This window comes from Nocardioides sp. Z38_18 (assembly GCF_058215695.1).
This window is the reverse complement of the sequence record NZ_JBZAJE010000001.1, coordinates 339,079-361,329: the sequence shown is the minus strand read 5'-3', so window position 1 is coordinate 361,329 and position 22,251 is coordinate 339,079. Positions and strand designations below refer to the sequence as shown.

General features: G+C 71.0%; 22 protein-coding genes and 1 pseudogene. 10 read left to right on the top strand and 13 right to left on the bottom strand.

The window, feature by feature from the left end; all coding sequences use genetic code 11:
- Positions 1-102: 102 nt before the first annotated feature.
- From AC4BGC_RS01755 to rimI, 3 genes are all read right to left on the bottom strand, one after another.
- Positions 103-1,074 (bottom strand): type IV toxin-antitoxin system AbiEi family antitoxin, encoded by a 972-nt coding sequence (locus AC4BGC_RS01755; protein ID WP_490554062.1) that lies wholly within the window; start codon positions 1,072-1,074, stop codon positions 103-105.
- A gap of 188 nt (positions 1,075-1,262) precedes the next feature.
- A complete protein-coding gene (gene tsaD / locus AC4BGC_RS01750; RefSeq protein ID WP_490546455.1) occupies positions 1,263-2,321 on the bottom strand; it encodes a tRNA (adenosine(37)-N6)-threonylcarbamoyltransferase complex transferase subunit TsaD in 1,059 nt (352 codons plus the stop codon).
- Positions 2,318-2,821, bottom strand: a complete 504-nt coding sequence (rimI, locus tag AC4BGC_RS01745; protein WP_490554061.1) for a ribosomal protein S18-alanine N-acetyltransferase — start codon at positions 2,819-2,821, stop codon at positions 2,318-2,320. Before rimI ends, tsaD begins: the two co-directional genes overlap by 4 nt.
- A 144-nt stretch (positions 2,822-2,965) precedes the next feature.
- On the opposite strand from rimI, the gene sigK reads away from it, so the two are divergent.
- From sigK to AC4BGC_RS01715, 6 genes are read left to right on the top strand one after another with little or no spacing between them, the layout of a single operon-like run.
- Entirely contained in the window at positions 2,966-3,589 is a 624-nt protein-coding gene (sigK, locus tag AC4BGC_RS01740; protein WP_490554060.1) for an ECF RNA polymerase sigma factor SigK, read from the top strand.
- The gene (locus AC4BGC_RS01735; protein ID WP_490554059.1) at positions 3,586-4,401 is read left to right on the top strand and encodes an anti-sigma factor; all 816 of its coding nucleotides are present in this window, start codon (positions 3,586-3,588) and stop codon (positions 4,399-4,401) included. The genes sigK and AC4BGC_RS01735 overlap by 4 nt, the downstream gene beginning before the upstream one ends.
- On the top strand, positions 4,398-6,440 hold the full coding sequence (locus AC4BGC_RS01730) for an FAD-dependent oxidoreductase (protein ID WP_490554058.1): 2,043 nt from the start codon (positions 4,398-4,400) through the stop codon (positions 6,438-6,440). Before AC4BGC_RS01735 ends, AC4BGC_RS01730 begins: the two co-directional genes overlap by 4 nt.
- A 3-nt stretch (positions 6,441-6,443) precedes the next feature.
- Positions 6,444-7,733 carry a class I SAM-dependent methyltransferase gene (locus AC4BGC_RS01725; protein ID WP_490554057.1) on the top strand — a complete coding sequence of 430 codons (1,290 nt, stop codon included), beginning with the start codon at positions 6,444-6,446 and terminating at the stop codon, positions 7,731-7,733.
- A 1-nt stretch (position 7,734) separates the two neighbouring features.
- Complete coding sequence (locus tag AC4BGC_RS01720) at positions 7,735-9,069, top strand: class I SAM-dependent methyltransferase (RefSeq protein WP_490554056.1); 1,335 nt, start codon at positions 7,735-7,737, stop codon at positions 9,067-9,069.
- Positions 9,066-9,839: a DUF1295 domain-containing protein gene (locus AC4BGC_RS01715; protein ID WP_490554055.1), complete on the top strand. Its 774-nt coding sequence runs from the start codon at positions 9,066-9,068 to the stop codon at positions 9,837-9,839. Before AC4BGC_RS01720 ends, AC4BGC_RS01715 begins: the two co-directional genes overlap by 4 nt.
- On the opposite strand, the gene tsaB is transcribed toward AC4BGC_RS01715, so the two are convergent.
- Positions 9,832-10,461, bottom strand: a complete 630-nt coding sequence (gene tsaB / locus AC4BGC_RS01710) for a tRNA (adenosine(37)-N6)-threonylcarbamoyltransferase complex dimerization subunit type 1 TsaB (RefSeq protein WP_490554054.1) — start codon at positions 10,459-10,461, stop codon at positions 9,832-9,834. The two genes, AC4BGC_RS01715 and tsaB, sit on opposite strands and share 8 nt — an antisense overlap.
- 209 nt (positions 10,462-10,670) lie before the next feature.
- Here tsaB and AC4BGC_RS01705 point away from each other — a divergent pair, with 209 nt between their 5' ends.
- The gene (locus AC4BGC_RS01705) at positions 10,671-11,270 is read left to right on the top strand and encodes a phage major capsid protein (RefSeq protein ID WP_490554053.1); all 600 of its coding nucleotides are present in this window, start codon (positions 10,671-10,673) and stop codon (positions 11,268-11,270) included.
- An 8-nt stretch (positions 11,271-11,278) separates the two neighbouring features.
- On the top strand, positions 11,279-11,458 hold the full coding sequence (locus tag AC4BGC_RS01700; protein WP_490554052.1) for a hypothetical protein: 180 nt from the start codon (positions 11,279-11,281) through the stop codon (positions 11,456-11,458).
- Positions 11,459-11,482: 24 nt separating this feature from the next.
- Here the strand turns inward: AC4BGC_RS01700 and AC4BGC_RS01695 are convergent, their stop codons facing one another.
- Entirely contained in the window at positions 11,483-11,605 is a 123-nt protein-coding gene (locus AC4BGC_RS01695) for a hypothetical protein (protein ID WP_490554051.1), read from the bottom strand.
- Between the two features lie 150 nt (positions 11,606-11,755).
- Positions 11,756-11,965 (bottom strand): hypothetical protein, encoded by a 210-nt coding sequence (locus AC4BGC_RS01690; protein ID WP_490554050.1) that lies wholly within the window; start codon positions 11,963-11,965, stop codon positions 11,756-11,758.
- Positions 11,966-12,036: 71 nt separating this feature from the next.
- On the opposite strand from AC4BGC_RS01690, the pseudogene AC4BGC_RS01685 reads away from it, so the two are divergent.
- A pseudogene (locus AC4BGC_RS01685) lies at positions 12,037-12,390 on the top strand (P27 family phage terminase small subunit); the annotation flags it as partial.
- A 105-nt stretch (positions 12,391-12,495) separates the two neighbouring features.
- Here AC4BGC_RS01685 and AC4BGC_RS01680 read toward each other — a convergent pair.
- The 7 genes from AC4BGC_RS01680 to glmS form a co-directional block, all read right to left on the bottom strand.
- Positions 12,496-13,227 carry a hypothetical protein gene (locus tag AC4BGC_RS01680; RefSeq protein WP_490555744.1) on the bottom strand — a complete coding sequence of 244 codons (732 nt, stop codon included), beginning with the start codon at positions 13,225-13,227 and terminating at the stop codon, positions 12,496-12,498.
- A 1,191-nt stretch (positions 13,228-14,418) separates the two neighbouring features.
- Entirely contained in the window at positions 14,419-15,342 is a 924-nt protein-coding gene (tsaE, locus tag AC4BGC_RS01675) for a tRNA (adenosine(37)-N6)-threonylcarbamoyltransferase complex ATPase subunit type 1 TsaE (protein ID WP_490554049.1), read from the bottom strand.
- The gene (locus AC4BGC_RS01670; protein WP_490554048.1) at positions 15,339-16,403 is read right to left on the bottom strand and encodes an alpha/beta fold hydrolase; all 1,065 of its coding nucleotides are present in this window, start codon (positions 16,401-16,403) and stop codon (positions 15,339-15,341) included. Before AC4BGC_RS01670 ends, tsaE begins: the two co-directional genes overlap by 4 nt.
- Positions 16,400-17,557 (bottom strand): alanine racemase, encoded by a 1,158-nt coding sequence (gene alr, locus AC4BGC_RS01665; protein ID WP_490554047.1) that lies wholly within the window; start codon positions 17,555-17,557, stop codon positions 16,400-16,402. Before alr ends, AC4BGC_RS01670 begins: the two co-directional genes overlap by 4 nt.
- Positions 17,558-17,578: 21 nt before the next feature.
- The gene (locus AC4BGC_RS01660) at positions 17,579-18,952 is read right to left on the bottom strand and encodes an NAD(P)H-hydrate dehydratase (protein WP_490554046.1); all 1,374 of its coding nucleotides are present in this window, start codon (positions 18,950-18,952) and stop codon (positions 17,579-17,581) included.
- 38 nt (positions 18,953-18,990) lie between these two features.
- Positions 18,991-19,347, bottom strand: a complete 357-nt coding sequence (locus AC4BGC_RS01655) for a holo-ACP synthase (RefSeq protein ID WP_490554045.1) — start codon at positions 19,345-19,347, stop codon at positions 18,991-18,993.
- 7 nt (positions 19,348-19,354) lie between these two features.
- Complete coding sequence (glmS, locus tag AC4BGC_RS01650) at positions 19,355-21,199, bottom strand: glutamine--fructose-6-phosphate transaminase (isomerizing) (protein WP_490554044.1); 1,845 nt, start codon at positions 21,197-21,199, stop codon at positions 19,355-19,357.
- Positions 21,200-21,223: 24 nt separating this feature from the next.
- Here glmS and coaA point away from each other — a divergent pair, with 24 nt between their 5' ends.
- A complete protein-coding gene (gene coaA / locus AC4BGC_RS01645) occupies positions 21,224-22,180 on the top strand; it encodes a type I pantothenate kinase (RefSeq protein WP_490546488.1) in 957 nt (318 codons plus the stop codon).
- Positions 22,181-22,251: the final 71 nt, after the last annotated feature.

Below are 22,251 nucleotides of genomic sequence, written 5' to 3'. Positions count from 1 at the left end.
TCCTCCTGGGGAAACGCGGCATGTAAATCGGGGTTATGGACGCTCATCAAGGCTCGGGCCACGGCTTGGGTGTCCACGGGCCTTGCGAAGTCGTACGACGGGTCAGGGGGCCGTGAGCGACTGACGGCGATCCCTCGTCGCAAGGTACTCCCGTGCCAAACGCTCGAGAGCAGCGCGTCGCGCAGTACCGAAGAAGTCCGCCCAGATGATCCGCGAAACGCCGAAGCCCAGCGAGCGCAGCCAGTCCTCGCGCTGCTTCTCCTGCCACAGTGCCTCGACAGGATCAGCGGCCAGCCCTCCCCGGTCGGTCCCGATGAACTTCACCTTGCCGTCGACCTCGAAGACGTGCCCGTGCAGCAGCATGTCCACCCGGGCTCGACGTCCGCCGTCCTCGATCCACACCTGGGTGGCGGGAACGCCGAACCCCAGCTCACGCACCAGCATGCGACCGAGGCTCTCGGCCATGTTCTCGGCGCCCGGATCAGCCAGCTCGACCGCTTCCCGCGCCGTGGTGACGTAGGGCCAGGACCACATCTGTTTGAGCACCAGGCGCATCTGTGGCCGCGATCCGCCCAGCCGCAGCACCTCGTCACAGGCGATAACCCCGTCCTCGAGCCCGTGCTCCCTGGCGATGTCCACCGCGGTGCGCTCGCGACTCGTGACCAGGAGCCCGTGCACCGTCTCAGCCTGGGCCTCGGGGACGTGCGCCGGGTGGTGCTTGACTCCACCCTCGGTGCGACCGCCCTGCACCCGGGGGTGGGACACGTGCACCAGCTCGCGCCACCACGGCCGACAGCTCAGCCCGTGCACCACGGCAGCCGAGCTGTGGCTGAGCACGCTGGGCTCTCTCGCGCACAGGGTTGCCGCCGCTACGCGCATCAGGTGCTGTCGTGCCGGGTCGGCGGCCTCCCACTCCCAGCGCTCGGCGTACACCCCACGCCGTACGACGACCCAGGTCCCGTTCGGCCGAAGCGCGGTCTTCATCTGCCGTTCGCGAATCAGGGCATTGCGGGCCTGCTCGCGGGTGAAGACACCCAGCTGTGAGTTGGCAACGGCACGGAGATCGGGATTCACCCGACCGAGCGTGGCCCGAGCTGCGGAGCCCGCCCTCCGGTGCTGCGGAGTCTGGGGACGGAGCCTCGCCCCCGAGGTCCTGTGCACACGAACTGGTCCCGCGACTTCGCAAGGCCTGTGGACGCTGAAGCCCCGGCCCGGGCCTTGATGAGCGTCCATAACCCCGATTTACATGGGGTTCGCCAGGCTTACACCAGTATCTCGGTCACCGGCATCGAGGAGTCGGCGGGGAGGTCGAGCGCCGAGGGGGTCCGGCCGCGTGCGACCATCTCGGCCCCCAGGGCGGCCACCATCGCGCCGTTGTCGGTGCACAGGCCCGGGCGGGGGACGCGCACGCGGATGCCGTGTACGGCGGCACGCTCCTCGGCGAGCACACGCAGCCGGGAGTTCGCGGCCACGCCACCGCCGATCAGGATGTCCTCGACGCCCTCGGAGACGGCCGCGGCGACCGCCTTGCGGGTGAGCACGTCACACACCGCCTCCTGGAAGGAGGCTGCGACGTCGGCGACCGGGACGGGGTCCCCGGAGGCCTCGCGCGCCTGCACCCACCGAGCGACGGCGGTCTTGAGCCCGGAGAAGGAGAAGTCGAAGCGGTGCCGCTCGAGGTCGCGGTTGGTGGAGAGCCCGCGCGGGAAGTCGATGGCGACCGAGGACCCGGAGGCGGCGGCCCGGTCGATGTGCGGGCCGCCCGGGAACGGGAGGCCCAGGAGCCGGGCGACCTTGTCGAAGGCCTCTCCGGCGGCGTCGTCGATCGTGGCGCCCAGCGGCTCCACGGACGCGGTCACGTCGCCCACCCGGAGCAGCGAGGAGTGACCACCGGAGACCAGGAGCGCCAGGCAGGGCTCGGGCAGCGGACCGTGCTCGAGCTGGTCGACGGCCACGTGGGCCGCGAGATGGTTCACGCCGTACAGCGGCTTCTCCAGCGCCAGCGCCAGCGACTTGGCCGCCGCGACCCCGACCAGCAGCGCCCCGGCCAGTCCCGGCCCCGCGGTCACCGCGATCGCGTCGACGTCGCGCAGGGACACGCCCGCGGTGGCGCAGGCGCGGTCGAGGGTGGGCACCATCGCCTCGAGGTGCGCACGCGAGGCGACCTCGGGGACGACGCCGCCGAACCGCGCGTGCTCCTCGACCGAGGACGCCACCGCGTCCGCGAGCAGGGTGTGCCCGGAGACGATGCCGACACCGGTCTCGTCGCAGGAGGTCTCGATGCCGAGGACGAGGGGTGCGGAGGCCGAGAGCGAGGTCACGGCGCCATTGTGCCCGCTGCCCCGCAGCCGCGGCCCAGGCCCAGCCGCAGCACGACCGCGGTGGCCCCGTCGGCGTAGTACCGCGGACGCCGGTCGATCTCCACGAACCCGCTCCTGGCATAGAACGCGAGGGCGCCTCGGTTGTCCTCGCGGACCTCGAGCAGCAGCCGGTCGGCTTCGGTGCGCGCTGCGGCCGCCACCACCGCTGCCAGGAGGGCCGAGGCGACGCCGGTACGCCGGTGAGCCGGGTCGACGGCGATCCGCTGGAGCTCGGCGATGTCGCCCGCCGCCGAGGTGACCGCGTGGCCCACCACGACGCCGTCGGCCTCGGCCACGAGGTAGCTGACGGTGGGCAGCGTCCCGGCGATGCCCTCGGCGACCAGCCCCCGGCTCCAGGCGTCGGCGCCCAGGCACTCCGCCTCCAGGCGCGCGACCGCCTCCACGTCCTCGGGCTGCGCGGGCCGGACCGGGACGGGCGGAGTCACGGCGGGGGCGGGCACGCGCCCATCCTGCCTCGCCGCCGCGGGTCGGCTCACCCCGGCCGCCGGGCCGTCCCGAAATCTCCGGTCCGTCACCAATCCGCGGGAGGCGGCACTCCGAATCACCTGCGTGACCAGGCCTGCACATGTTGAGAAAGTGAGTCCGTGAACCCGATCAGTCCCGATCCCGCCGACCCCCCGCCCCGGGGTCGACCGGGTTCGCCCCCGGGAAGCACCGGGGACGCCGGCGAGCTCGCCGCCCTGCTCAGGCTCTCGGGCCGCGGCGACGAGCAGGCCTTCGCCCGGCTCTACGACGCGACCGCGGCACGTGCCTACGGGTTGGCGTTGCGAGTCGTCCGGGACCCGAGCCAGGCCGAGGAGGTCACCCAGGAGGCGTTCCTCGAGATCTGGAGGACTGCCGGGAGGTACGACGCGGGCCGCGGCAGTGCGGTCTCCTGGATCCTGACGCTGGTCCACCGCAAGGCAGTGGACCGGGTCCGGTCCGCGGAGGCCAGCACCCGTCGCGACACCAGGTACCACGCGGGAAACCAGTCCGTTGAGCACGACTCGACGGCCGAGGCGGCCCAGGCCTCGCTCGAGGCACGACGGGTCCGGCAGGCGCTGGACTCGTTGACCCAGGTCCAGCGCGAGGCGCTGGAGCTGGCCTATTTCAGGGGCTACACCCACACGGAGGTGGCGACGATGCTCGACCTACCGGTTGGGACGGCCAAGACAAGGATTCGAGACGGCCTGATCCGTCTCCGCGACACGATGGGAGTAGGACAGTGAACGAGTCCCTGCACGCGCTGTCCGGCGCCTACGTCGTCGACGCGCTCGACGACGCCGAACGCGCCGCCTTCGAGCAGCACCTTCCCGATTGCCTGGACTGCCAGCGCGAGGTCGCCAGCCTCCGTGAGGCGACCGCCCTGCTGGCCGACGGCGCCGCGACCACCCCGCCCCCGTCCCTGCGCGACTCGGTGCTGGCGGGGATCACCACGATCCGTCCCCTGGCCCCGGAAACCGGGTCCGGGACAGATTCGGCGACTGACCCGGCGACGGGCTCCGCGCCCGGTGCCGGCCCGGCCGAGGAGGACACGAGCCCGGACCGGCGCGCCAAGGTGCTGCCGTTTCGGCCGCGTGGTCCCCGGGTGGCGAAGCTGCTGGTCGCCGCCGCGGCCGTGGTGGCGATCGCGGGTGGGGCGATCTACCAGCCCTGGCAGGACGCGAACCCGCCCACCCAGACGCTGAGCGCCGCAGACCGGGTGCTGGCCGCGTCCGACGCCAAGCACTACTCGATCGACTTCAAGGACGGCTCCAGCGCCACCGTGGTCCGTTCCATGAGGGAGGGACGCGCGGTGCTGCTCACCCGGGACATGGCCGCTCCCCCGGCCGGCAAGGCGTTCGAGATCTGGTTGCAGGACGACAAGGGGACGATGCTGCCCGCCGGGATGATGAAGACCGAGGGCGACCACAAGGTGCTCCTGGAAGGTGCTGCCGACAAGGCGACCGGCGTGGGCATCACCGTGGAGCCCGCGTCCGGATCCAAGGAGCCGACCAGCCCGCCGATCGCGCTCTTCGAGCTCGACAAGGGCAGCGCATGACCCTTCCCCCGACGCGACGCGTTGCCGTGATCGGCAGCGGGGTCGCCGGACTGGCGGCTGCCCACGTGCTCAGCGGCGAGGCCCGGGTGACGCTCTACGAGGCGGACGCTCGGCTTGGCGGCCACGCCGACACCCACGTGGTCGACGGCCCGGGAGACACGTCCTGGGCGGTCGACACCGGCTTCATCGTGCACAACACCCGCACCTACCCCCACCTGGTCCGGCTCTTCGACGAGCTCGGCGTGCAGACCCAGGAGTCCGACATGTCGATGTCGGTGCGCTCGGACGCCGACGGCCTGGAGTGGGCCGGGGCGCTCGGGCTGCCGGGGCTGTTCCCCACGTGGCGCAACCTGCTGCGTCCGGCGTACCTGCGGATGCTCACCGAGATCCCCCGCTTCCACCGGATGGCACGGCGGGTGCTGGCGGAGGTTTCGACAGGCTCAACCACCGACGGAGCAAGCTCGACCACCGGTGCCGACGAGACGCTGCGGTCGGTGCTCGAGCGGGGCCGGTTCTCGCCCGCGTTCCGCACCCACTTCATGGAGCCGCTGGTCGCGTGCGTGTGGTCCTGCGACCCGGCACTGGCCCTGGAGTACCCCGCGCGCTACCTGTTCACCTTCCTGCAGCACCACGGCATGCTGCAGGTCTTCGGCTCCCCGCGGTGGCGCACCGTCACCGGCGGGTCACAGGAGTACGTCGGGAAGGTGGCCGCCCGCCTTCCCGACGTGCGCACCTCCACCAAGGTGACCACCGTCCTCGAAACGCCGACCGGGGTGCAGGTCACCGACGGCAACGGCCACGTGGACACCTTCGACGCCGTGGTCATCGCGACCCACCCCGGACAGGTTCTCGCGATGCTCGCGCAGCCGACCGCCGTGCAGCGCGAGCTGCTCGGCGCGATGCCGTACTCCGCGAACATCGCACAGCTGCACACCGACCAGGGCGTGCTCCCCCGCAACCCTCGAGCGCGCGCCTCGTGGAACTACCTGCGGCGGGGCTCGAGCGACGGAGGGGTCTCGACCGACGGCCCGCAGGCGGTGACGGTCAGCTACGACATGACCCGGCTGATGCGCCTGCCCGTGCCCGAGGACGGGCGGCGGTTCATCGTGACGCTGGGTGGCGCCGACCTCGTGGACCAGTCCCGGGTGATCGCGACGATGGAGTACGAGCACCCGATCTACACCCCCACCTCGGTGGCCGCCCAGCGACGCCTGCCGGAGTGCGACACCGACCGGGTGGTGCTCGCCGGCGCCTGGCACGGCTGGGGCTTCCACGAGGACGGCGCCCGCTCCGGTGTCGAGGCGGCCGCGAAGCTGGGCGTGGAGTGGAGCAGGAGTACGCCGCCGCCGACCGAGCCCACGACGTACGCCACCACGATCCGGCACCTGCGCCGCCGGCCGTTCCGTCGCAGCTTCACGCACCGTTCCCGGACGATGCTCGTCGACCTCGACCACCTGCCCGACGACGGGGTGCTGGGGCGCTTCGAGGCGCGCGACCACCTCGGCCACCCGGGCTCGACGATCAGGGCCAACGTCGAGAACTTCCTTTCCCTCAACGGGGTCGAGCCAGACGGCGGCCGCATCCTGATGGCCGCCAACGCCCGTGCCCTGGGCCACTGCTTCAACCCGATCAGCGTCTTCTGGTGCCACCGGGTCGACGGCGAGCTGGCCGGGGTGGTGGTCGAGGTGCACAACACCTACGGCGACCGGCACGCCTACCTGGTGAACCCCGACGAACAGGGCCGGGCGCGGACCGAGAAGCAGATGTACGTCTCCCCGTTCCACGGCACCGACGGCCACTACGAGATCGCCGTGCCGCGACCGGGAAACCGCCTGCACGTCACGGTGTCGCTGCACACCGACGACGGCGCCGTCTTCACGGCCTCGCTGGACGGCCAGCCCACCCGCACCTCCGCACTGCGCAGCGCGCCCTCCGCCCTGCGCGGCACCGTGCTGATCCATGCCCACGGCATCTGGCTGTGGGCCCGGCGACTCGGGATCCGGGCACGACCCGACCATCCCCGACAGGAAGGCGTCTGAGAGATGACGACGACTCCCCTCCACCGGCCCAGCACCCGCTGGGCCGGGCTCGACGACCCGCCCACCGGGCTGGTGTCCGACGTCTCCACGCGGGTCGCCCGGCGGCTGTTCCGGGCCGCAGTGAACCGGCTCCCGGTCACCGTGCGCGTTGGCAGCGACTCCGCCACGACCTGGGGCACCGGTGGACCCGAGATGACGATCCAACGCCCCACCGAGTTCTTCGCCCGGCTGGGCCGCGACGGCCTGATCGGCTTCGGCGAGGCCTACCTCACCGGCGCCTGGGACGCCGAGGACCTCGGCGGCTTCCTCACGGTGCTCGCGGCACGGATGCCGACGCTGGTGCCGGCACCGCTGCAGAAGCTGCGCTCTGCCTACGTACGCCGCCCGCCGCGCGCCCAGAGGAACACCCGGGGCAACACCCGCGGCAACATCGCGCACCACTACGACCTGTCCAACGAGCTCTTCCAGGAGTTCCTCGACGAGACGCTGAGCTACTCCGCGGCGCTGTTCGACACCTCGGTGGTCGACCGCGGCGACCGGCTCCAGGCCTCGCCGCCCGACCTCGACCACCCCGAGCCGCTGGCACAGGCGCAGGCCCGCAAGATCGAGCGCCTGCTGGACGAGGCCGGTGTCGGTGCGGGCAGCCGGGTGCTCGAGATCGGCACCGGCTGGGGCGAGCTGGCTGTCCGTGCAGCGCGCCGCGGCGCCAGCGTCCACTCCGTCACCTTGTCCAGCGAGCAGCTCGAGCTCGCCCAGGATCGCGTCGCGGCCGAGGGTCTCGCCGACCTGGTCACGCTCGAGCTGTGCGACTACCGCGACGTCCGGGGCAGCTACGACGCGATCGTCTCGGTGGAGATGATCGAGGCGGTCGGGCACGAGTTCTGGTCGACGTACTTCTGCGCTATCGACCGGTTGCTCGCCCCGGGCGGGCGCGTCGGGATCCAGGCGATCACGATGCCGCACGACCGGATGCTCGCGACCCGGAACACGTGGACGTGGATCAACAAGTACATCTTCCCCGGCGGGTTCCTGCCCTCGGTCACCGCGATCGACGAGATCACCAGGGCGGACACCACCCTGCGGCTCACCGGCCGGCTGTCCTTCGGCCAGCACTACGCCGCGACGCTGCGTCGGTGGGACCGGGCGTTCGGGCAGGCCGGGGACAGGGTGCACGAGCTCGGCTTCGACGCGACCTTCCGGCGGATGTGGCACTTCTACCTGGAGTACTCCCGGGCCGGGTTCGCGTCCGGCTACCTCGACGTGCAGCAGCTGACGTTCTCCAGGGAGGGCTGAGATGACCACCACCGTGTCCCGCCCCGCCGAGGCGCCGAGCCGCGCGGGCGGGGTCGCTGCCCGGCTGGAGGACGCGTTGCGCCCGTTCGTGGGAGGCGACCTCCCCGTCCGGCTGCGTGCCTGGGACGGCTCGGAGGCAGGTCCGGCGGAGGCTCCGCTCGTCGAGCTGCGCTCCCCCGACGCCGTACGCCGACTGCTGCTCCATCCCGGTGAGCTCGGCGCCGCCCAGGCCTACGTCACCGGCGAGATCGAGGTGCACCACGACCTGGACCGAGCACTGACCCACGTCTGGTCGGTCGCCGAGCAGCGGGGGCTCAGCGGCGTCCGACCCTCGCCCACGGCCTTCGCCCGGGCCCTGCGCACGGCGATGGCCGTCGGCGCGCTCGGCAGACCGCCGGCGACCCCGGCCTCACAGGCGCGGGTGAAGGGACGGCTGCACAGCAAGCTGCGGGACCGGAGCGCGATCAGCCACCACTACGACCTCTCCAACGAGTTCTACTCATTGATCCTCGACCCGCAGATGGCGTACTCGTCGGGCTACTGGCGGTCCGCGGAGCCGTCGTACACCGTGGAGGACGCGCAGCGCGACAAGCTCGACCTCGTCTGCCGCAAGCTCGGGCTGGGCCCGGGCATGCGCTTCCTCGACGTCGGCAGCGGCTGGGGCGCCCTGTCGCTGCACGCGGCCCAGCACTACGGGGCGCGGGTCACCGGCGTCACGATCGCCGCGGAGCAGAAGCGGTTCATCGACGAGCGGATCCGCGAGCGCGGGCTCGAGGGGCAGGTCGAGATCCGGCTGCAGGACTACCGCGAGATCCCCGAGGTGTCGGGGTCGGGTCTCAGCGCGGGACCCTTCGACGCCGTCGGCTCCCTGGAGATGGGCGAGCACGTCGGTGAGCAGAACTACGGCACCTACGCGCAGGTGCTGCACGACGCGGTCCGGCCCGGAGGTCGGGTGCTGGTGCAGCAGATGTCCCGTGCCGGCGGTCGTCGCTCGCACCCTGCTGGCGGTCCGTTCATCGAGTCGTTCATCGCACCCGACATGCACATGCGGCCCGTCGGCGAGACCGTGGCGTTCCTCGAGCGTGCCGGGCTGGAGGTGCGCGACGTCCACGGAATGCGTGAGCACTACGTGCGCACGGTCGAGGGGTGGCTGGCGAACTTCGAGGCCAACCTCGGCCGGCTCACCGAGCTGGTGGGCGAGGAGGTCGTGCGGGTGTGGCGGCTCTACCTGGTCGGGGGCTCGATGGCCTTCCGGGACGGCCGGATGGGCGTGGACCAGCTGCTGATGGTCAGGCCGGACGCCGGCCACTCGCTGCCCCCGGTGAGGAGCTGGTGAGCCTGCTGGCCGTGCTCCTCGCGAACGCGCTGGCCGTCACCGCACTGATGACGGTGACCGCGCTGGTCGCCCACCGCATCGGACGTGTCGCGGTGGTCGACCTGGCGTGGGGCCTGGGCTTCGTGCTGGTCGCGGTGGTCAGCGCACTGCTCGGCGTGGGTTCGCTGCGGTGGCTGCTGCTCGCGATGGTGGCGCTGTGGGGCGGCCGGCTGGCCTGGCACGTGGGCCGCCGGGTGCTCGCCACCGACGAGGAGGACCCGCGCTACGCGAAGATGCTCGACGGCAAGCCGTTCTCCTTCGCGGTGACCCGGGTCTTCGCGACCCAGGGCGCGGCGATGTGGTTCGTGTCGCTGCCGGTGCAGGTGGCCTCAGTCGCCGAGCAGGAGCCGTGGCCCTGGCTGGTCGCGGCCGGTGTGCTCGTCTGGGCGGTCGGGCTGGTGTTCGAGGCGGTCGGCGACCAGCAGCTGGCGGCGTACAAGCAGGATCCGGACCGCCGCCCGGTGATGGACCGCGGACTGTGGCGCTACACCCGGCACCCGAACTACTTCGGCGACGCCTGCGTGTGGTGGGGCATCTTCCTGGTCGCCGTCGGGGACAGTCGCCTCGCGCTCACCACGGTGCTCTCGCCGGTGGTGATGACCTACTTCCTGGTGTTCGCGACCGGCGCCAGGCTGCTGGAGCAGACGATGATGAAGCGCCGCGGCTACCCGGAGTACGCTGAGCGCACCTCGATGTTCTTCCCGCTGCCGCCGCGCAACCGGGTCAGCTGACCCGCTTCGGCTTCCCGGGCTCGACCGCGTCGGGGCGGCGCAGGTAGAGCGGGTTCGGCTCGGTGAGCTCGAACCGCTGGTTGACCACGACGTCGCACAGCACAGCGGCCGAGGGGTGCTCGGGGCCGGTGGCGTGCGGGAAGGCCTCGGGGTAGAGCACCGCGCCCCGACCCACCGTCGGCTGGTCGGTCGCAGCGTCGACGGGCTTGAGCACCTCCGGGCCCGAGACGCGTCGCCCTGCGGCGTACGACGCGATGTAGACCTCCTTGCGGCGAGCGTCCGTGGCCACCGCGAACTCTGTGAGGCCCTGGTCGATCGCCTCCGCCGCGAGGATGTCGAGCGAGCACACGCCGTGGACCGGGATCCCGCGCGCATGGGCGAGCGTCCGCGCGGTGACCAGCCCGACGCGGAGCCCGGTGTAGGGCCCCGGCCCGACCCCGACCGCGATCGCGGTGAGGTCCGCCGCCTTGGCGCCGGCCTCGTTGAGCACGTGCTCGATCCCCGGCGCCAGCATCTCGCCGTGCCGCATGGACTCGGTCGAGACGAACCTCGCCACCACCGACGTCCCGTCGTGCAGGGCGACAGTGACGTGAGGCGTAGCGGTGTCGAAGGCAAGCAGCACCCCCCGACCCTAAGCCGCCCCCCTCCCCACGCTCGGCAGGTGGTCGAGCAGCGAGCGCAGCCGTGCGTCGAGCAGCCCACCCCAAGGTGGTCGAGCAGCGAGCGCTAGCGAGCGGACAGTCGAGACCACGCAAGGCGAGGCGGGAGGCAGACGTACGACGACACTCCCCGCCCACGCAGACCTACCGGCACGCGACCCGCGGCCACGGCATGACGGCCCCAGCGGCTGATCGCCAGGACCGTCACCTGAGAACCGTTACCCGCCTCATTGGCGGCTCACCGTTCGCCTCCACGCTGACCAGACGGCCAGCACGCGGCAACCTCGCCATCCCCACGTTCGAGACGGTTACCGGTCAGGGCTGGGTAGCCGAAGGTGCCGACCTGCCCGACATCTCCTTGACCACCGGCTCGGAGATCGTGGAGGTGAAGAAGCTTGGCGGCATCGTTGGGCTGACCAACGAGTCCATCGAGGACACCGGCCTCAACCTCACCGACGAGGTCCGCCGCGTCGTGCAGGACGCGTTCTCAGCCGACCTCCATGACGGGCTTATCAACGGCAGCGGCCTGCTGAACACCCCGACCGGGGTGCTGTCTCGCGCCGAGGAGGTCACGGGCGAGACGTTGACCGAGGCCGTGGGAGTGGCCATGGCTGAGATGGGCGAGGCCGGCGGCACACCCACCCACCTCGCGATCAGCCCCACCGCCGCCGTGGCCGAGGCAACCCGCACCGATGGCCAGGACCGACCCCTCTACACCGGAGGAGTCCTGCCCAACCTCTGTGGTCTCACCGTGGTCCGGGTGCCTGGATGACCTAGCCGATGGTCTACGACAAGGCCCCGGTCTACCTGGTGGTCGCCCGCGACTTCGCGGTGCGGATTAGTCAGGACTACGCCCCTGCGTTCAAGTTCGACATGACCGCGCTACGGCTCACTGGGCGGTTCGGGGTTGGCATCCTCACGCTGACGAAATCAGTCCGCAAGGTGGCGGTGACGCCGTGACGCAGACACCTCCTGGCAGGGAGGTCACCTGGTCATGAGGTCGACAATCAACCGGACCAGGTTGACCACGAGGTTGCTCACCCCCACCACATCGCGCCAAGCATTCCTCGGGGTGGGGTCGTTCTTCTTCGGCACTTCCGGCACCATGGGAGGTGTCCTCTCGTTTCGCAGCGGGTCGGACATTGGGCGGCTCCGTTCCAGCGGGGCCGCCCATCCTCAATCCACCGCACCCGGCGAACAGATCGATTGGGGCGACCAGCCCTCGAGAGAAAACGCTACTTGCCCGCGTTGACAACCTCAGTGCAGTTCGCGCCTAGATGGGGACGGGGAAGCCGTCAGTAGCCGCTCCATGCCGGACCATGCCGGACTACGTGCCCCGTACAGCACGCCTAAATTGACGCGGAGATGGGCGTGTCGGAGCGCCTGTATGTTGATCTCCTTCGCGTCGATCTCATAGTCGGCGTCGTAGCCGATCTCCTCGGTGCCGTTGAGGTAGTAGTCGCGCACGATGGAGAAAATGGCCCACTGGTGCCGCCTGGGTGCGGGAAGGCCTTCTCGCTCATCCTTCGGGGGCAGATATGACGACGGGACGGCGACCGGCACCGACAAACGTCAAGAAGCTCCACGGCGTCCGAGCGAGCAGAATCCATCATGATGGGCCTGAGCCCCACGAGATCGACCCGGAGCCGCCTACGTGGGCCGAGGGCGAGTGGCTGGTCATCTGGCAGCGCACCTGCGATGTCTTGCGCGGCATGGGCATCCTCTACGCCGCCGACCGCGAGGCCCTGACCTGTTTCATGACTGCCGTCCACGAGCACGACCGGCTGGCGCGAGTGCTGGTGAAGGCTCCAGCGGTGGTGCGCGAAGGCAACGGGATGCCGATGGCCAACCCGTTGGGTCGGGCCCTGCGGCAGTGCTCCGGGGAGGTCTCCCGGTGGGCCTCCACTTCGGCTCACTCCAGCCGAGCGCAGCCGGGTCAGCAGGACCGCCACCACGTCCGGGCAGGCTGGCGAGACCGACGACCTGGCCGGGACGTACTACCGGTAGTAATCCCCGGGATTGAAGCGATACTGGGTCGGCCTGCCCCTCAATTCGAACTCGCCGTCTTTCAGGATCTCCGAGACTTTTTGCATGCTCTGCTTCACGACAGGATTGCCTTCCTGGTCGCTGCCCAGGATCAGGCCTCGGCCCCCATACCGGTCAGTCGCGTGTCCCCAAAAATCCATACTGTCGATCTCGGCGTCAGTCAGGCGACATACATCCTTGGTCTTGTGCCTGCGGAGAGTGAGCGCCGAGTCGATCTTCTTGATGCTTCGCCAGGCCTCGTAGCGCTCGAAGTCGTGCGTCAGAGAGGCGGGCGCCATGACCCGGTAGGGGGTATAGCGGACGATGAGGATCCATTTCCCGAGCCCGAAGATGTGCTGAATCGCAAACATCTCTTGGGTAGACAGTTCGGCGCCAAGGGCCGTCTCGGCCACGGGTCGAGACCCCTGAGCCACATTGGAGGCGCACACAAGAAACGTCCCGCTGCCAGGTGCTCGCGCCAGACCGAAGTACCAGGTTCCGGGAACATCGACGTTCCGGAAGACCGCTGACCTCATCGCATCCGTATTCACGCGGCGATCTGGCGGCAGGTAAGACTCGTGGGTGATGCATGTCTTCCTGCACCAACGGGCGAGCGTCGCGACCTCCTCCGTTGTCAACCGCCAGGTGCGCTCGCTCACCATGCGCCTGATTACGGCCTGCGTCGCGACCTCAAGTTCCGACATCCAACCGTTGTTGCATGTTCGACACACCGCTCGAACTTTGATGGCCGTTGACCGGATAGATGGGCGGCTGCCGACTGGCGCCATTGCCACAGTCGGTCCCATGGGGTCGTCCATCAGGAGGCGCTCTTCGAAGAAGGGTGGGACTTCTCGGTCCATGATTGGGGAAGACTTGTCGTCCGATCCGTGCGCATCTCGCCAAACCCACTTCGGCAGGACGTGTTCGTTCGACAAGTCGCCAGATGCTCCGCAGAACACGCAGCGCCTGGCGGACACCTCGGTGACACCTTCTGGATCGGATGTCTCCACAGACCAAGATTGCCATCGACAGTGGGCAAGCGTTAGCCAGCGTTCGTATGACGGTTTCCTAGTTTCTGGCAGTGCGCGAAAATCCCTGGCCGGGCGTTCTCCACGGTCGGTCCCGCCGCAGGGCCTCCCCTCCCCCTACGTGAGCGGTGCTGCTCTCCGACCACGGCATACTGAGTCATCGCGGTCGGGCACTCTGCCAGGACTCGCCCATCGACTCCTTGGCCCTAATGGGTACCCCGGTCAGTCTCCGGTCTTGAGCCGGTGATGCTTCCGGCACATCGGCGCCACACATTGCAATTGCACGTGGTTCTGCCCCGATCGTGCGGCACGCAGTGCTCGGAGTCGCACTTCCGCGCAGGCCGGGTGCACCACGGGAACACGCAGTTGTGGTCGCGCAACTGGGTTTGCTCGGCCAACCGGTCCGGGCCTCGTAGGCGTTCACACCGATGTGGTCGTTCAGATCGATCACCGGCTTCACGGTCACCGCCGTGTCCGGGTTGGCGCACCAGGTGCGGACCCGCTCGGCAGTGACCCCGGTGCGGGTGTTCTCCACCCGCACCAGGTGCAAGCCGTCGTCGCCTCGGAGTGCGGCGTCGGAGAGGTGGACGTAGAGGACCACCTGGCGGGGCTTGGGTGCCACGCCCGGCTTGCGTTGTGTGGTCTCGACTATCCGCTCGCTGGCGCTCACTGCTCGACCACCTCGTGGGTCGCGGGCCACCGTGCCTGGGTCGCGTGCCACGGCGTACCCCGGCCCACCACCACCCGGCGTACTTCTGCTTCCCGGGTCACCTTGCGTGGTCTCGACTATCCGCTCGCTTCGCTCGCTGCTCGACCACCTTGTGGTCGCACGGCCCGGCCGTACGCCTCGGTCGAACACCTTCAAGCTCACCCGCTGGTGAGTGATCCCACCGGCCCGAGGTCGAACTCTCGCCAGCGGGGGCCGACGGGGGTGAGGGTGATGGTGCGCTGGTCGTCGGGGGCCTGCTTGAGGCTGAGCTCGAGGCGGTCGACCGAGAGGGCCTCGGCCAGGCCCTCGCCCCACTCCACGACGGTGACGGCCTCGTCGAGGTCGGTGTCGAGGTCGAGGTCGTCGAGCTCGGCGGTGCCGCCGAGGCGGTAGGCGTCGACGTGAACCAGCGCCGGGCCGTCGGTGAGCGAGGGGTGCACGCGCGCGATCACGAACGTGGGCGAGGTGATGTCGCCGCGGACCCCCAGGCCCGCGCCGATCCCCTGGGTCAGGGTGGTCTTGCCGGCGCCGAGGTCGCCGGTCAGGATCACCAGGTCACCGGGGCCGAGGCGAGTGGCGAGGTGCTCGCCGAACTCACGGGTCTCCTCCGGCGTGTGCAGGGTCGCGGTGATCGGCAGCATCCGCAGCATGGTGAGGCGGTTGCCGTTGCGGTCCGCCTCCACGTAGCCGAGGTTGCGCCAGAAGTTGATCGTCCCCGGCAGCTCCACCCGCGCCTCGAGCTCGAGGCCGGTGAACCCGAGGTCCTGGGCGATCTCGCGGGCCCGGGAAGCCATCTGGGCGGCGACGCCGAGCCCCCTCACCTGGGGCAGTACGCCGACCCGGCGCAGCCCGAGCAGCCGCCCGCGCGGCTCGAACAGCAGCGCTCCCACGGGCGATCCGTCGTGCTCGACGAGCAGGCCACCGTGGGCGTCGAGCGCCTCGCCGATGGACTCGACCGACTCCTGCAGCGCGGTCGCGGGCGGGTCCAGCGGCGGACGGTTCGCGAACGCCTGGTGCACGATCTCGAGCACGTCTGCTGCCCGGGAGCCGTCCACGGTCTCGATCGTGGTCTCGTCACTCATCGCCGCTCCCCCGCTAGCTCCTGGAGTGCCGAGCTGATCGTCTCGTGGGCCTCGAAGATCACCATGTGTCCCGCGCCCTCGCACTCCACCAGCCGCGCCTCCGGCATCCGGGCAGCCATCTTGCGGCTGTGCCCGATCGAGGTGAGCTTGTCCCTGGTGCCGCAGATGATGGTCGTCGGGATCCCCGCGAACGCGGTGAGGTGCTCGAACTTGTCGAGGACCGAGAAGTTCGGGAAGAACTCGGCCAGCACGTCGAAGGACGTGCCCGCCAGCATCTCGTCGAGGAACTCCACCTGCGCGGCCGGGACGTCCTTGCTGCCGAACGCGAACAGGTCCGCCACGATGAAGCCGATGTTGGAGCCCGAGCGGCGCGCGGAGTCGACGAGCTCGGGTGCGCGCGCGAGCGCCGCGATCACCCGCGGGGCGAGCACCTCCCCCAGGCGGTCGGGGATCCAGCGGCCGAGCGTGCGGTGCGGCCGCAGGCCGCCGGCAGTGGTCGCGATCAGGGCCACGCCGCGCACCCGTCCCGCGAACAGGTCCGGGTGCCGCTCCGCGAACGCGATGATCGACATCCCGCCCATCGAGTGGCCCACCAGGATCACGTCGCCCTCGGGCGCGAGCGTCGAGATCACGCTCTCCAGGTCGTCGCCGAGCTGGTCGATGGTGGCGTGCTCCCGGTCGGAGCGCTGGGACCTGCCGTGGGAACGCTGGTCGTAGAACGCCATCCGGTACTTCCCGCGCAGGGCCTCGCGCTGGAAGTGCCAGCAGTCCAGGTTGAGTGCGTACCCATGCACGAAGACCAGGGTCACGTCGGCGAGCGGCGACCGGTTGCCCCCGGCGTACGGCGCGATCTCGTCGACCTCGGCGTACAGCACCGTGCCGTCGCTGCAGGTGACCTCCACCGGCGGCGAGCGCAGCGTGCCGAGCCGGTCGGCCTCCGCCGCACCGGCACGGCGGGCCTGCACCACCCGGCGCTCGAAGGCGACCCCCGTCGCGGTGGCGGCCAGGACCGCGGCGCCGAGGCCACCGGCTGCGTAGGCGAGGGAGCGTCGCTTGCTCATGCCTCTCCGATCCAGATCCGGTCGTGGCGACCGCCCATCCGGGTCACGATCTCGTAGTTGATGGTGCCGCACCATCGGGCCCAGTCGGTCGCGGTCGGCTCCCCCTCGGTGCCGGGGCCGAGCAGCACCACGTCGTCGCCGGGCTCGACATCCGCACCCTCGACGACGAACTGGTCCATGCAGATGGTGCCGAGCACGCTCCTCCTGCGCCCGCCGATCCAGACCTCCGCGGTCGAGGAGGCCGCACGAGGGACGCCGTCGCCGTACCCCATCGGGACGAGCGCGACCTGCATCGGCTCCGGGGCCACGAACCTGTGCCCGTAGGAGACGCCGTCGCCGGTGTCGAGCTCCTTGGTGAGTACGACGGAACCGCGCACCGTCATCGCGGGGACCAGCCCGAGCTCGTGGGCGGTGCTGATGTCCGGGGCGGGACTGAGCCCGTAGACCGCGATCCCGAGGCGGACGAGGTCGTAACGGGCGCCTGGGTGGAACAGCGCCCCGGCCGAGTTGGCCAGGTGCCGCAGCCGCGGGTCCAGCCCGACCTTCTCGCAGACCGCCAGGGCGTCGTCGAAGGCAGCCAGCTGGGCCGCGTTGGCGGGGTGGTCGGGATCGTCGGAGCAGGCCAGGTGGGACCACACCCCGGTGACCACGAGCGAGCCATCCTCCTCGGCGGCACGGGCCGCCTCGACCAGCGCCGGCCACTGCGCACTCGTCGCACCGCCACGGGAGAGGCCGGTGTCTATCTTCAGCTGCACCCGGGCGACCACGCCGGTGGCCCGGGCGGCGTGGAGGATCTCCTCCAGCTGGGACACGGAGTAGGCGGTGATGTCGACGCCCGTCGCGACGAGCCCGGTGTAGTCGGCATCGGGAGCGGCGAGCCAGCACAGGATCCGCCCGGTGTCGCCGGCGACGCGCAGGGAGAGGGCTTCGGCACCCGTCGCCACGCCGAGCCACTCGGCACCTGCGGCCCGAGCCGCCCGGGCGACCTGGATCATCCCGTGCCCGTAGGCGTCGGCCTTGACGACCACCATCACCGCGGGACCTGCCCCGGGCTCGGCGCCCTCGGAGACCAGCTCTCGCAGCCGCGTCACGTTGTGCCGGATGGCGCCGAGGTCGACGACGACCTGGGCGTGCGCGCTCGGCGGGGAGTTCATGGCAACGTCATCATCCCATTCTCACCGGAGCAGGCTGCGCACGACCTGCGGCACGGCCTCGGCCACGCCGCTCGCGGTGAGTGGTCCCCCGCCTCCGGCGACGGCTGCGGCAGCGCCGTGCAGCCAGGAGCCCACGGCCGCTGCGTCCCACGGCTCGAGCCCCGAGGCGAGCAGGGCGCCGATCACCCCGGACAGCACGTCACCCGCTCCTGCCACGGCCAGCCACGGGACGCCGCTGGTGGTGACGCGGACGCGTCCGTCGGGGCGCGCGACGAGGGTACGGCGACCCTTCAGCAGCACCACCGCGTCGTACTCGGCCGCGGCCCGCCGGGCGAAGCCGAGCGGGTCGGCCTCGATCTCCTCGCGCTCCACCGAGAGCATCCGGGCCAGCTCCCCGGCGTGCGGCGTCAGCACGAGGCCGGGGGTGCCCGCCTCGACGTGGACCAGAGCGTCGGCGTCCACCACGGTGGGGACGCCGTCCTCGAGCGCGTCGGCCAGCGCCTGCCGGGCGTCCGAGTCACCGCCGGAGCCGACGACCCACGCCTGGACGCGGCCCGCGGAGGCCACGATCTCGGGGTGCCGGGCCCGGACCGCGTCCGCGGCGGACCCGAGGTAGCGCACCATCCCGGCGAGGCCGCTGACGGCGCCCGACGTGCACAGCACCGCCGCCCCGGGGTAGGTCTCCGAGCCGGCGCGGACGCCCACGACCCCCCGGGTGTACTTGTGCTCGAAGGGACCCGGCACGCGCAGCAGGACGGCTACGTCCGCGGGCTGCAGCGCCTCGACGGGGGCCTCCGGCAGGTCGAGACCGATGTCCACGAGGTGTACGACGCCGCTCGCCTCGGCAGCCGGGTCCACGAGGTGGGCGACCTTGTGGGTGCCGAAGGTGACCGTCACGTCGGCGCGCACGTGCGCCCCCTCGAGACGGCCGGTGTCGACGTCCACGCCCGAGGGCACGTCCACGGCGACCACGGCGGCCTCCGGGAACGCCGCCAGGGCTGCCTCGGCCTCCGGGCGAAGGCCCGGCTGCCCCCCGATCCCGACGATGCCGTCGACGACCACGTCCGGCCGGTGGGCCTCGTCGATCGAGACGACGCGGCCGCCGCTGCTCAGCAGCGCCTCCAGGCCGTCCGGGCGGGCCTTCTCCGAGAGCAGCACCGCCTCCACGGCCACGCCGCGCCGGGCAAGGCGGGCCCCGGCCCACAGCGCGTCGCCGCCGTTGTCCCCCGCTCCGACCAGCAGCAGCACCCGGGCGGCGTACGACGAGCCCAGCAGGTCGGTGACCGCGACCGCCAGCCCCGTCGCGGCCCGCTGCATCAGCGTGCCCTCCGGGAGCTGCGCCATCAGCTCGGCCTCCACCGCCCGCACCTGCTCGACCGTGTGTGCGCTCCGCATGACCTCAAGTTATCTCGCGCCGCCCTCGCGGGCGGGTCTCAGCGGCCCGACTCGAGCACCACGAACGCCAGTGCGGTCCCTCCGTCATGGGACAGGGACAGGTGCACCCGCTCCACGCCGAGCTCGGCAGCCCGGGCGGCCACGGTGCCGCTGAGCTCGAGTCTCGGGCGGCCGTCCTCGTCCACGACGACCTCGGCGTCACGCCAGGACAGCCCTCCGGGGGCTCCGAGCGCCTTGGCCAGCGCCTCCTTGGCGGCGAAGCGTGCCGCCAGGGACTCGGCGGGGTGGTCCGCCTCGGCCGGGGTGAACAGCCGCTCGCGCAGCGTCGGTGTGCGATCCAGGGCCGCGCTCAACCGGGCGACCTCGACCAGGTCGGTCCCGACGCCCAGGATCAACGCGTGGTCACTCGACCGTGACCGACTTGGCCAGGTTGCGCGGCTGGTCGACGTCGTGGCCCATGGCCGTGGCCATCTCGCAGGCGAACAGCTGGAGCGGGACGGTGGCGAGGATCGGCTGCAGCAACGTCGGCACGACGGGCAGGGTGATCATGAAGTCGGCGTACGGCGCGACCTCGTCGTCGCCCTCCTCGGCGAGCACCAGGGTGTTCGCTCCACGGGCCCGGATCTCCTGGATCGCGCTGATCATCTTGTCGTGGAGCTGGTCGCGTCCCCGGGGCGGCACGATGCAGAACACCGGCAGCCCGGGCTCGACCAGGGCGATCGGGCCGTGCTTGAGCTCGCCGGCGGCGAACCCCTCGGCGTGGATGTAGGCCAGCTCCTTGAGCTTGAGCGCGCCCTCGAGCGCGACCGGGTACCCGGCGTGCCGGCCCAGGAACAGCACCGACCTGGCGCCCGCCAGCTCTCGTGCGAGTCCGTAGACCCTCTCGGCGTCGTCGAGGACTGCCTGCACGTGGTCGGGCATCCTCTCCAGCTCGCGGAGCACGTCGGAGATCTCGTCGCCGTACTTCGTGCCGCGCACCTGCGCCAGGTAGAGGCCCAGGATGTAGCAGGCGACCAGCTGGGTCAGGAAGCCCTTGGTGGAGGCGACCCCGATCTCCGGGCCGGCGTGCGTGTAGAGGACCGCGTCGGACTCACGCGGGATCGTGGAGCCGTTGGTGTTGCAGATCGCCAGCACCTTGGCCCGTTGCTGGCGCGCGTAGCGGATCGCCATCAACGTGTCCGCGGTCTCACCGGACTGGCTGATCGCGACCACGAGCGTGTGCCGGGTCAGGATCGGGTCGCGGTAGCGGAACTCGTGGGCGAGCTCGACCTCGCAGGGGATCCGGGTCCAGTGCTCGATGGCGTACTTGGCGACGAGGCCGGCGTAGTGCGCCGTGCCGCAGCCGATGATGATGATCTTGTCGACGTCGCGCAGCTCGTCCTCGTTGATCCGGGCCTCATCGAGCTGGAGCTGACCGGCCCCGTCGTGACGACCGAGCAGCGCGTCCGCCAGGGCCCGCGGCTGCTCGAAGATCTCCTTGCGCATGAACCAGTCGAAGCCGTCCTTCTCCGCCGCGGCGAGGTCCCAGTCGACGTGGAACGGCTTGCCCTGCGCCTCGACACCGTCGAAGTCGGTCACGCGTACGTCGTCACGGGTGATCGTGACGACCTGGTCCTGGCCGAGCTCCAGTGCGTCGCGGGTGTGCTCGATGAACGCGGCGACGTCGGAGCCGAGGAAGTTCTCCCCCTCACCGAGCCCGACCACGAGGGGCGAGTTGCGCCGCGAGGCGACCACCCGGTCGGGGTCCAGGGCGTCCACGGCGACCAGGGTGAACGCGCCCTGGAGGCGGCGACAGACCGCCTGCATCGCCGAGGTCAGGTCGCCCCTCTCCTCCAGCTCGATCTCCAGCAGGTGCGCCGCGATCTCCGTGTCGGTCTCCGAGGTGAACTCGTGCCCGGTCCGCTCGAGCTCCTCACGGAGCCGGGCGAAGTTCTCGATGATCCCGTTGTGCACCACCGCGACCCGTGCGTGCTGGCCGAGGTGGGGGTGGGCGTTGGTGTCGTTGGGCGCGCCGTGCGTGGCCCAGCGTGTGTGCCCGATGCCGGTCGTGGACGCAGGCAGCGGATTCTCCAGCAGCGCCTTCTCCAGGTTGGCGAGCTTGCCGGCCCGCTTGTCGCAGGCAAGGGCCCCGTCGGTGACCACCGCGATGCCCGCGGAGTCGTATCCGCGGTACTCGAGGCGTCGCAAGCCCTCCACGACCACGTCCTGGGCCTGCCGCTGACCGACGTACCCCACGATTCCGCACATGCGCGCCAGTCTAGGGTGGCGCGCATGTCCAACGGACAACCGAGCGAGAGCTCGCCGTACGTCGAGCTCGACCGGGATGCCTGGGCAGCCCTGGGCCGCGCGACCGAGCAGCCCCTGTCACCCGAGGAGATCGACCGTGTCCGCGGCCTCGGGGACGAGCTGGACCTCCAGGAGGTCCAGCAGGTCTATCTGCCGCTGTCTCGCCTGTTGAGCCTCTACGTGGGAGCGGCGAGCCAGCTGCACCGCAGCCAGGAGGAGTTCCTCCACCAGCGGCAGCCACCGCGTACGCCGTTCGTCATCGGCCTCGCCGGGTCGGTGGCCGTGGGGAAGTCGACCACCGCGCGCGTGCTGCAGCAGATGCTGGCGCACTGGCCCGAGCACCCCCGCGTGGCGCTGGTGACCACCGACGGGTTCCTGTTCCCCAACGCCGAGCTGCGCCGCCGCGGGCTGATGCACCGCAAGGGCTTCCCGGAGTCCTACGACCGCCGGGCGCTGCTGCGGTTCGTGATCGACATCAAGTCCGGCAAGGACGAGGTGGAGGCGCCGACGTACTCCCACCTGGTCTACGACGTGGTGCCGGAGGAGAAGGTGGTGATCAGCCACCCCGACATCGTCATCATCGAGGGCCTCAACGTGCTCCAGTCCGCGGGGCCGCGGCCCGACGGGCGGCACGGGCTGGCCGTCAGCGACTTCTTCGACTTCTCGGTCTACGTGGACGCGGCCACCGCCGACATCCGTCGTTGGTACACCGACCGGTTCCTACGGCTGCGCGAGACCGCGTTCCGGGACCCCGCGTCGTACTTCGCCCGCTACGCCTCGCTCTCCCACGACGAGGCCGTGGACGAGGCCAGCCGGATCTGGGACGAGGTCAACGGCCCCAACCTGAAGCAGAACGTGCAGCCCACCCGCTCCCGCGCCACCCTGGTGCTGCGCAAGGACCACGACCACTCGGTCAGGTGGGTCCGGCTGCGCAAGCTCTGACCCTGCCCAGGCGGGGCCGGTGGACTGGTCGGTTCGCTGGTCTTGACCACCTGGCCGTGCCCGGAGCCATC

Coding starts and splice junctions, on each gene's coding strand:
- AC4BGC_RS01730 (WP_490554058.1), top strand. CDS start 4,398: ATGACCCTTCCCCCGACGCGACGCGTTGCCGTGATCGGCAGCGGGGTC.
- AC4BGC_RS01725 (WP_490554057.1), top strand. CDS start 6,444: ATGACGACGACTCCCCTCCACCGGCCCAGCACCCGCTGGGCCGGGCTC.
- AC4BGC_RS01720 (WP_490554056.1), top strand. CDS start 7,735: ATGACCACCACCGTGTCCCGCCCCGCCGAGGCGCCGAGCCGCGCGGGC.
- AC4BGC_RS01705 (WP_490554053.1), top strand. CDS start 10,671: ATGACGGCCCCAGCGGCTGATCGCCAGGACCGTCACCTGAGAACCGTT.
- AC4BGC_RS01700 (WP_490554052.1), top strand. CDS start 11,279: ATGGTCTACGACAAGGCCCCGGTCTACCTGGTGGTCGCCCGCGACTTC.
- AC4BGC_RS01695 (WP_490554051.1), bottom strand. CDS start 11,605: ATGGTGCCGGAAGTGCCGAAGAAGAACGACCCCACCCCGAGGAATGCT.
- AC4BGC_RS01680 (WP_490555744.1), bottom strand. CDS start 13,227: ATGTCGGAACTTGAGGTCGCGACGCAGGCCGTAATCAGGCGCATGGTG.
- tsaE (WP_490554049.1), bottom strand. CDS start 15,342: ATGAGTGACGAGACCACGATCGAGACCGTGGACGGCTCCCGGGCAGCA.
- AC4BGC_RS01670 (WP_490554048.1), bottom strand. CDS start 16,403: ATGAGCAAGCGACGCTCCCTCGCCTACGCAGCCGGTGGCCTCGGCGCC.
- alr (WP_490554047.1), bottom strand. CDS start 17,557: ATGAACTCCCCGCCGAGCGCGCACGCCCAGGTCGTCGTCGACCTCGGC.
- AC4BGC_RS01660 (WP_490554046.1), bottom strand. CDS start 18,952: ATGCGGAGCGCACACACGGTCGAGCAGGTGCGGGCGGTGGAGGCCGAG.
- glmS (WP_490554044.1), bottom strand. CDS start 21,199: ATGTGCGGAATCGTGGGGTACGTCGGTCAGCGGCAGGCCCAGGACGTG.
- coaA (WP_490546488.1), top strand. CDS start 21,224: ATGTCCAACGGACAACCGAGCGAGAGCTCGCCGTACGTCGAGCTCGAC.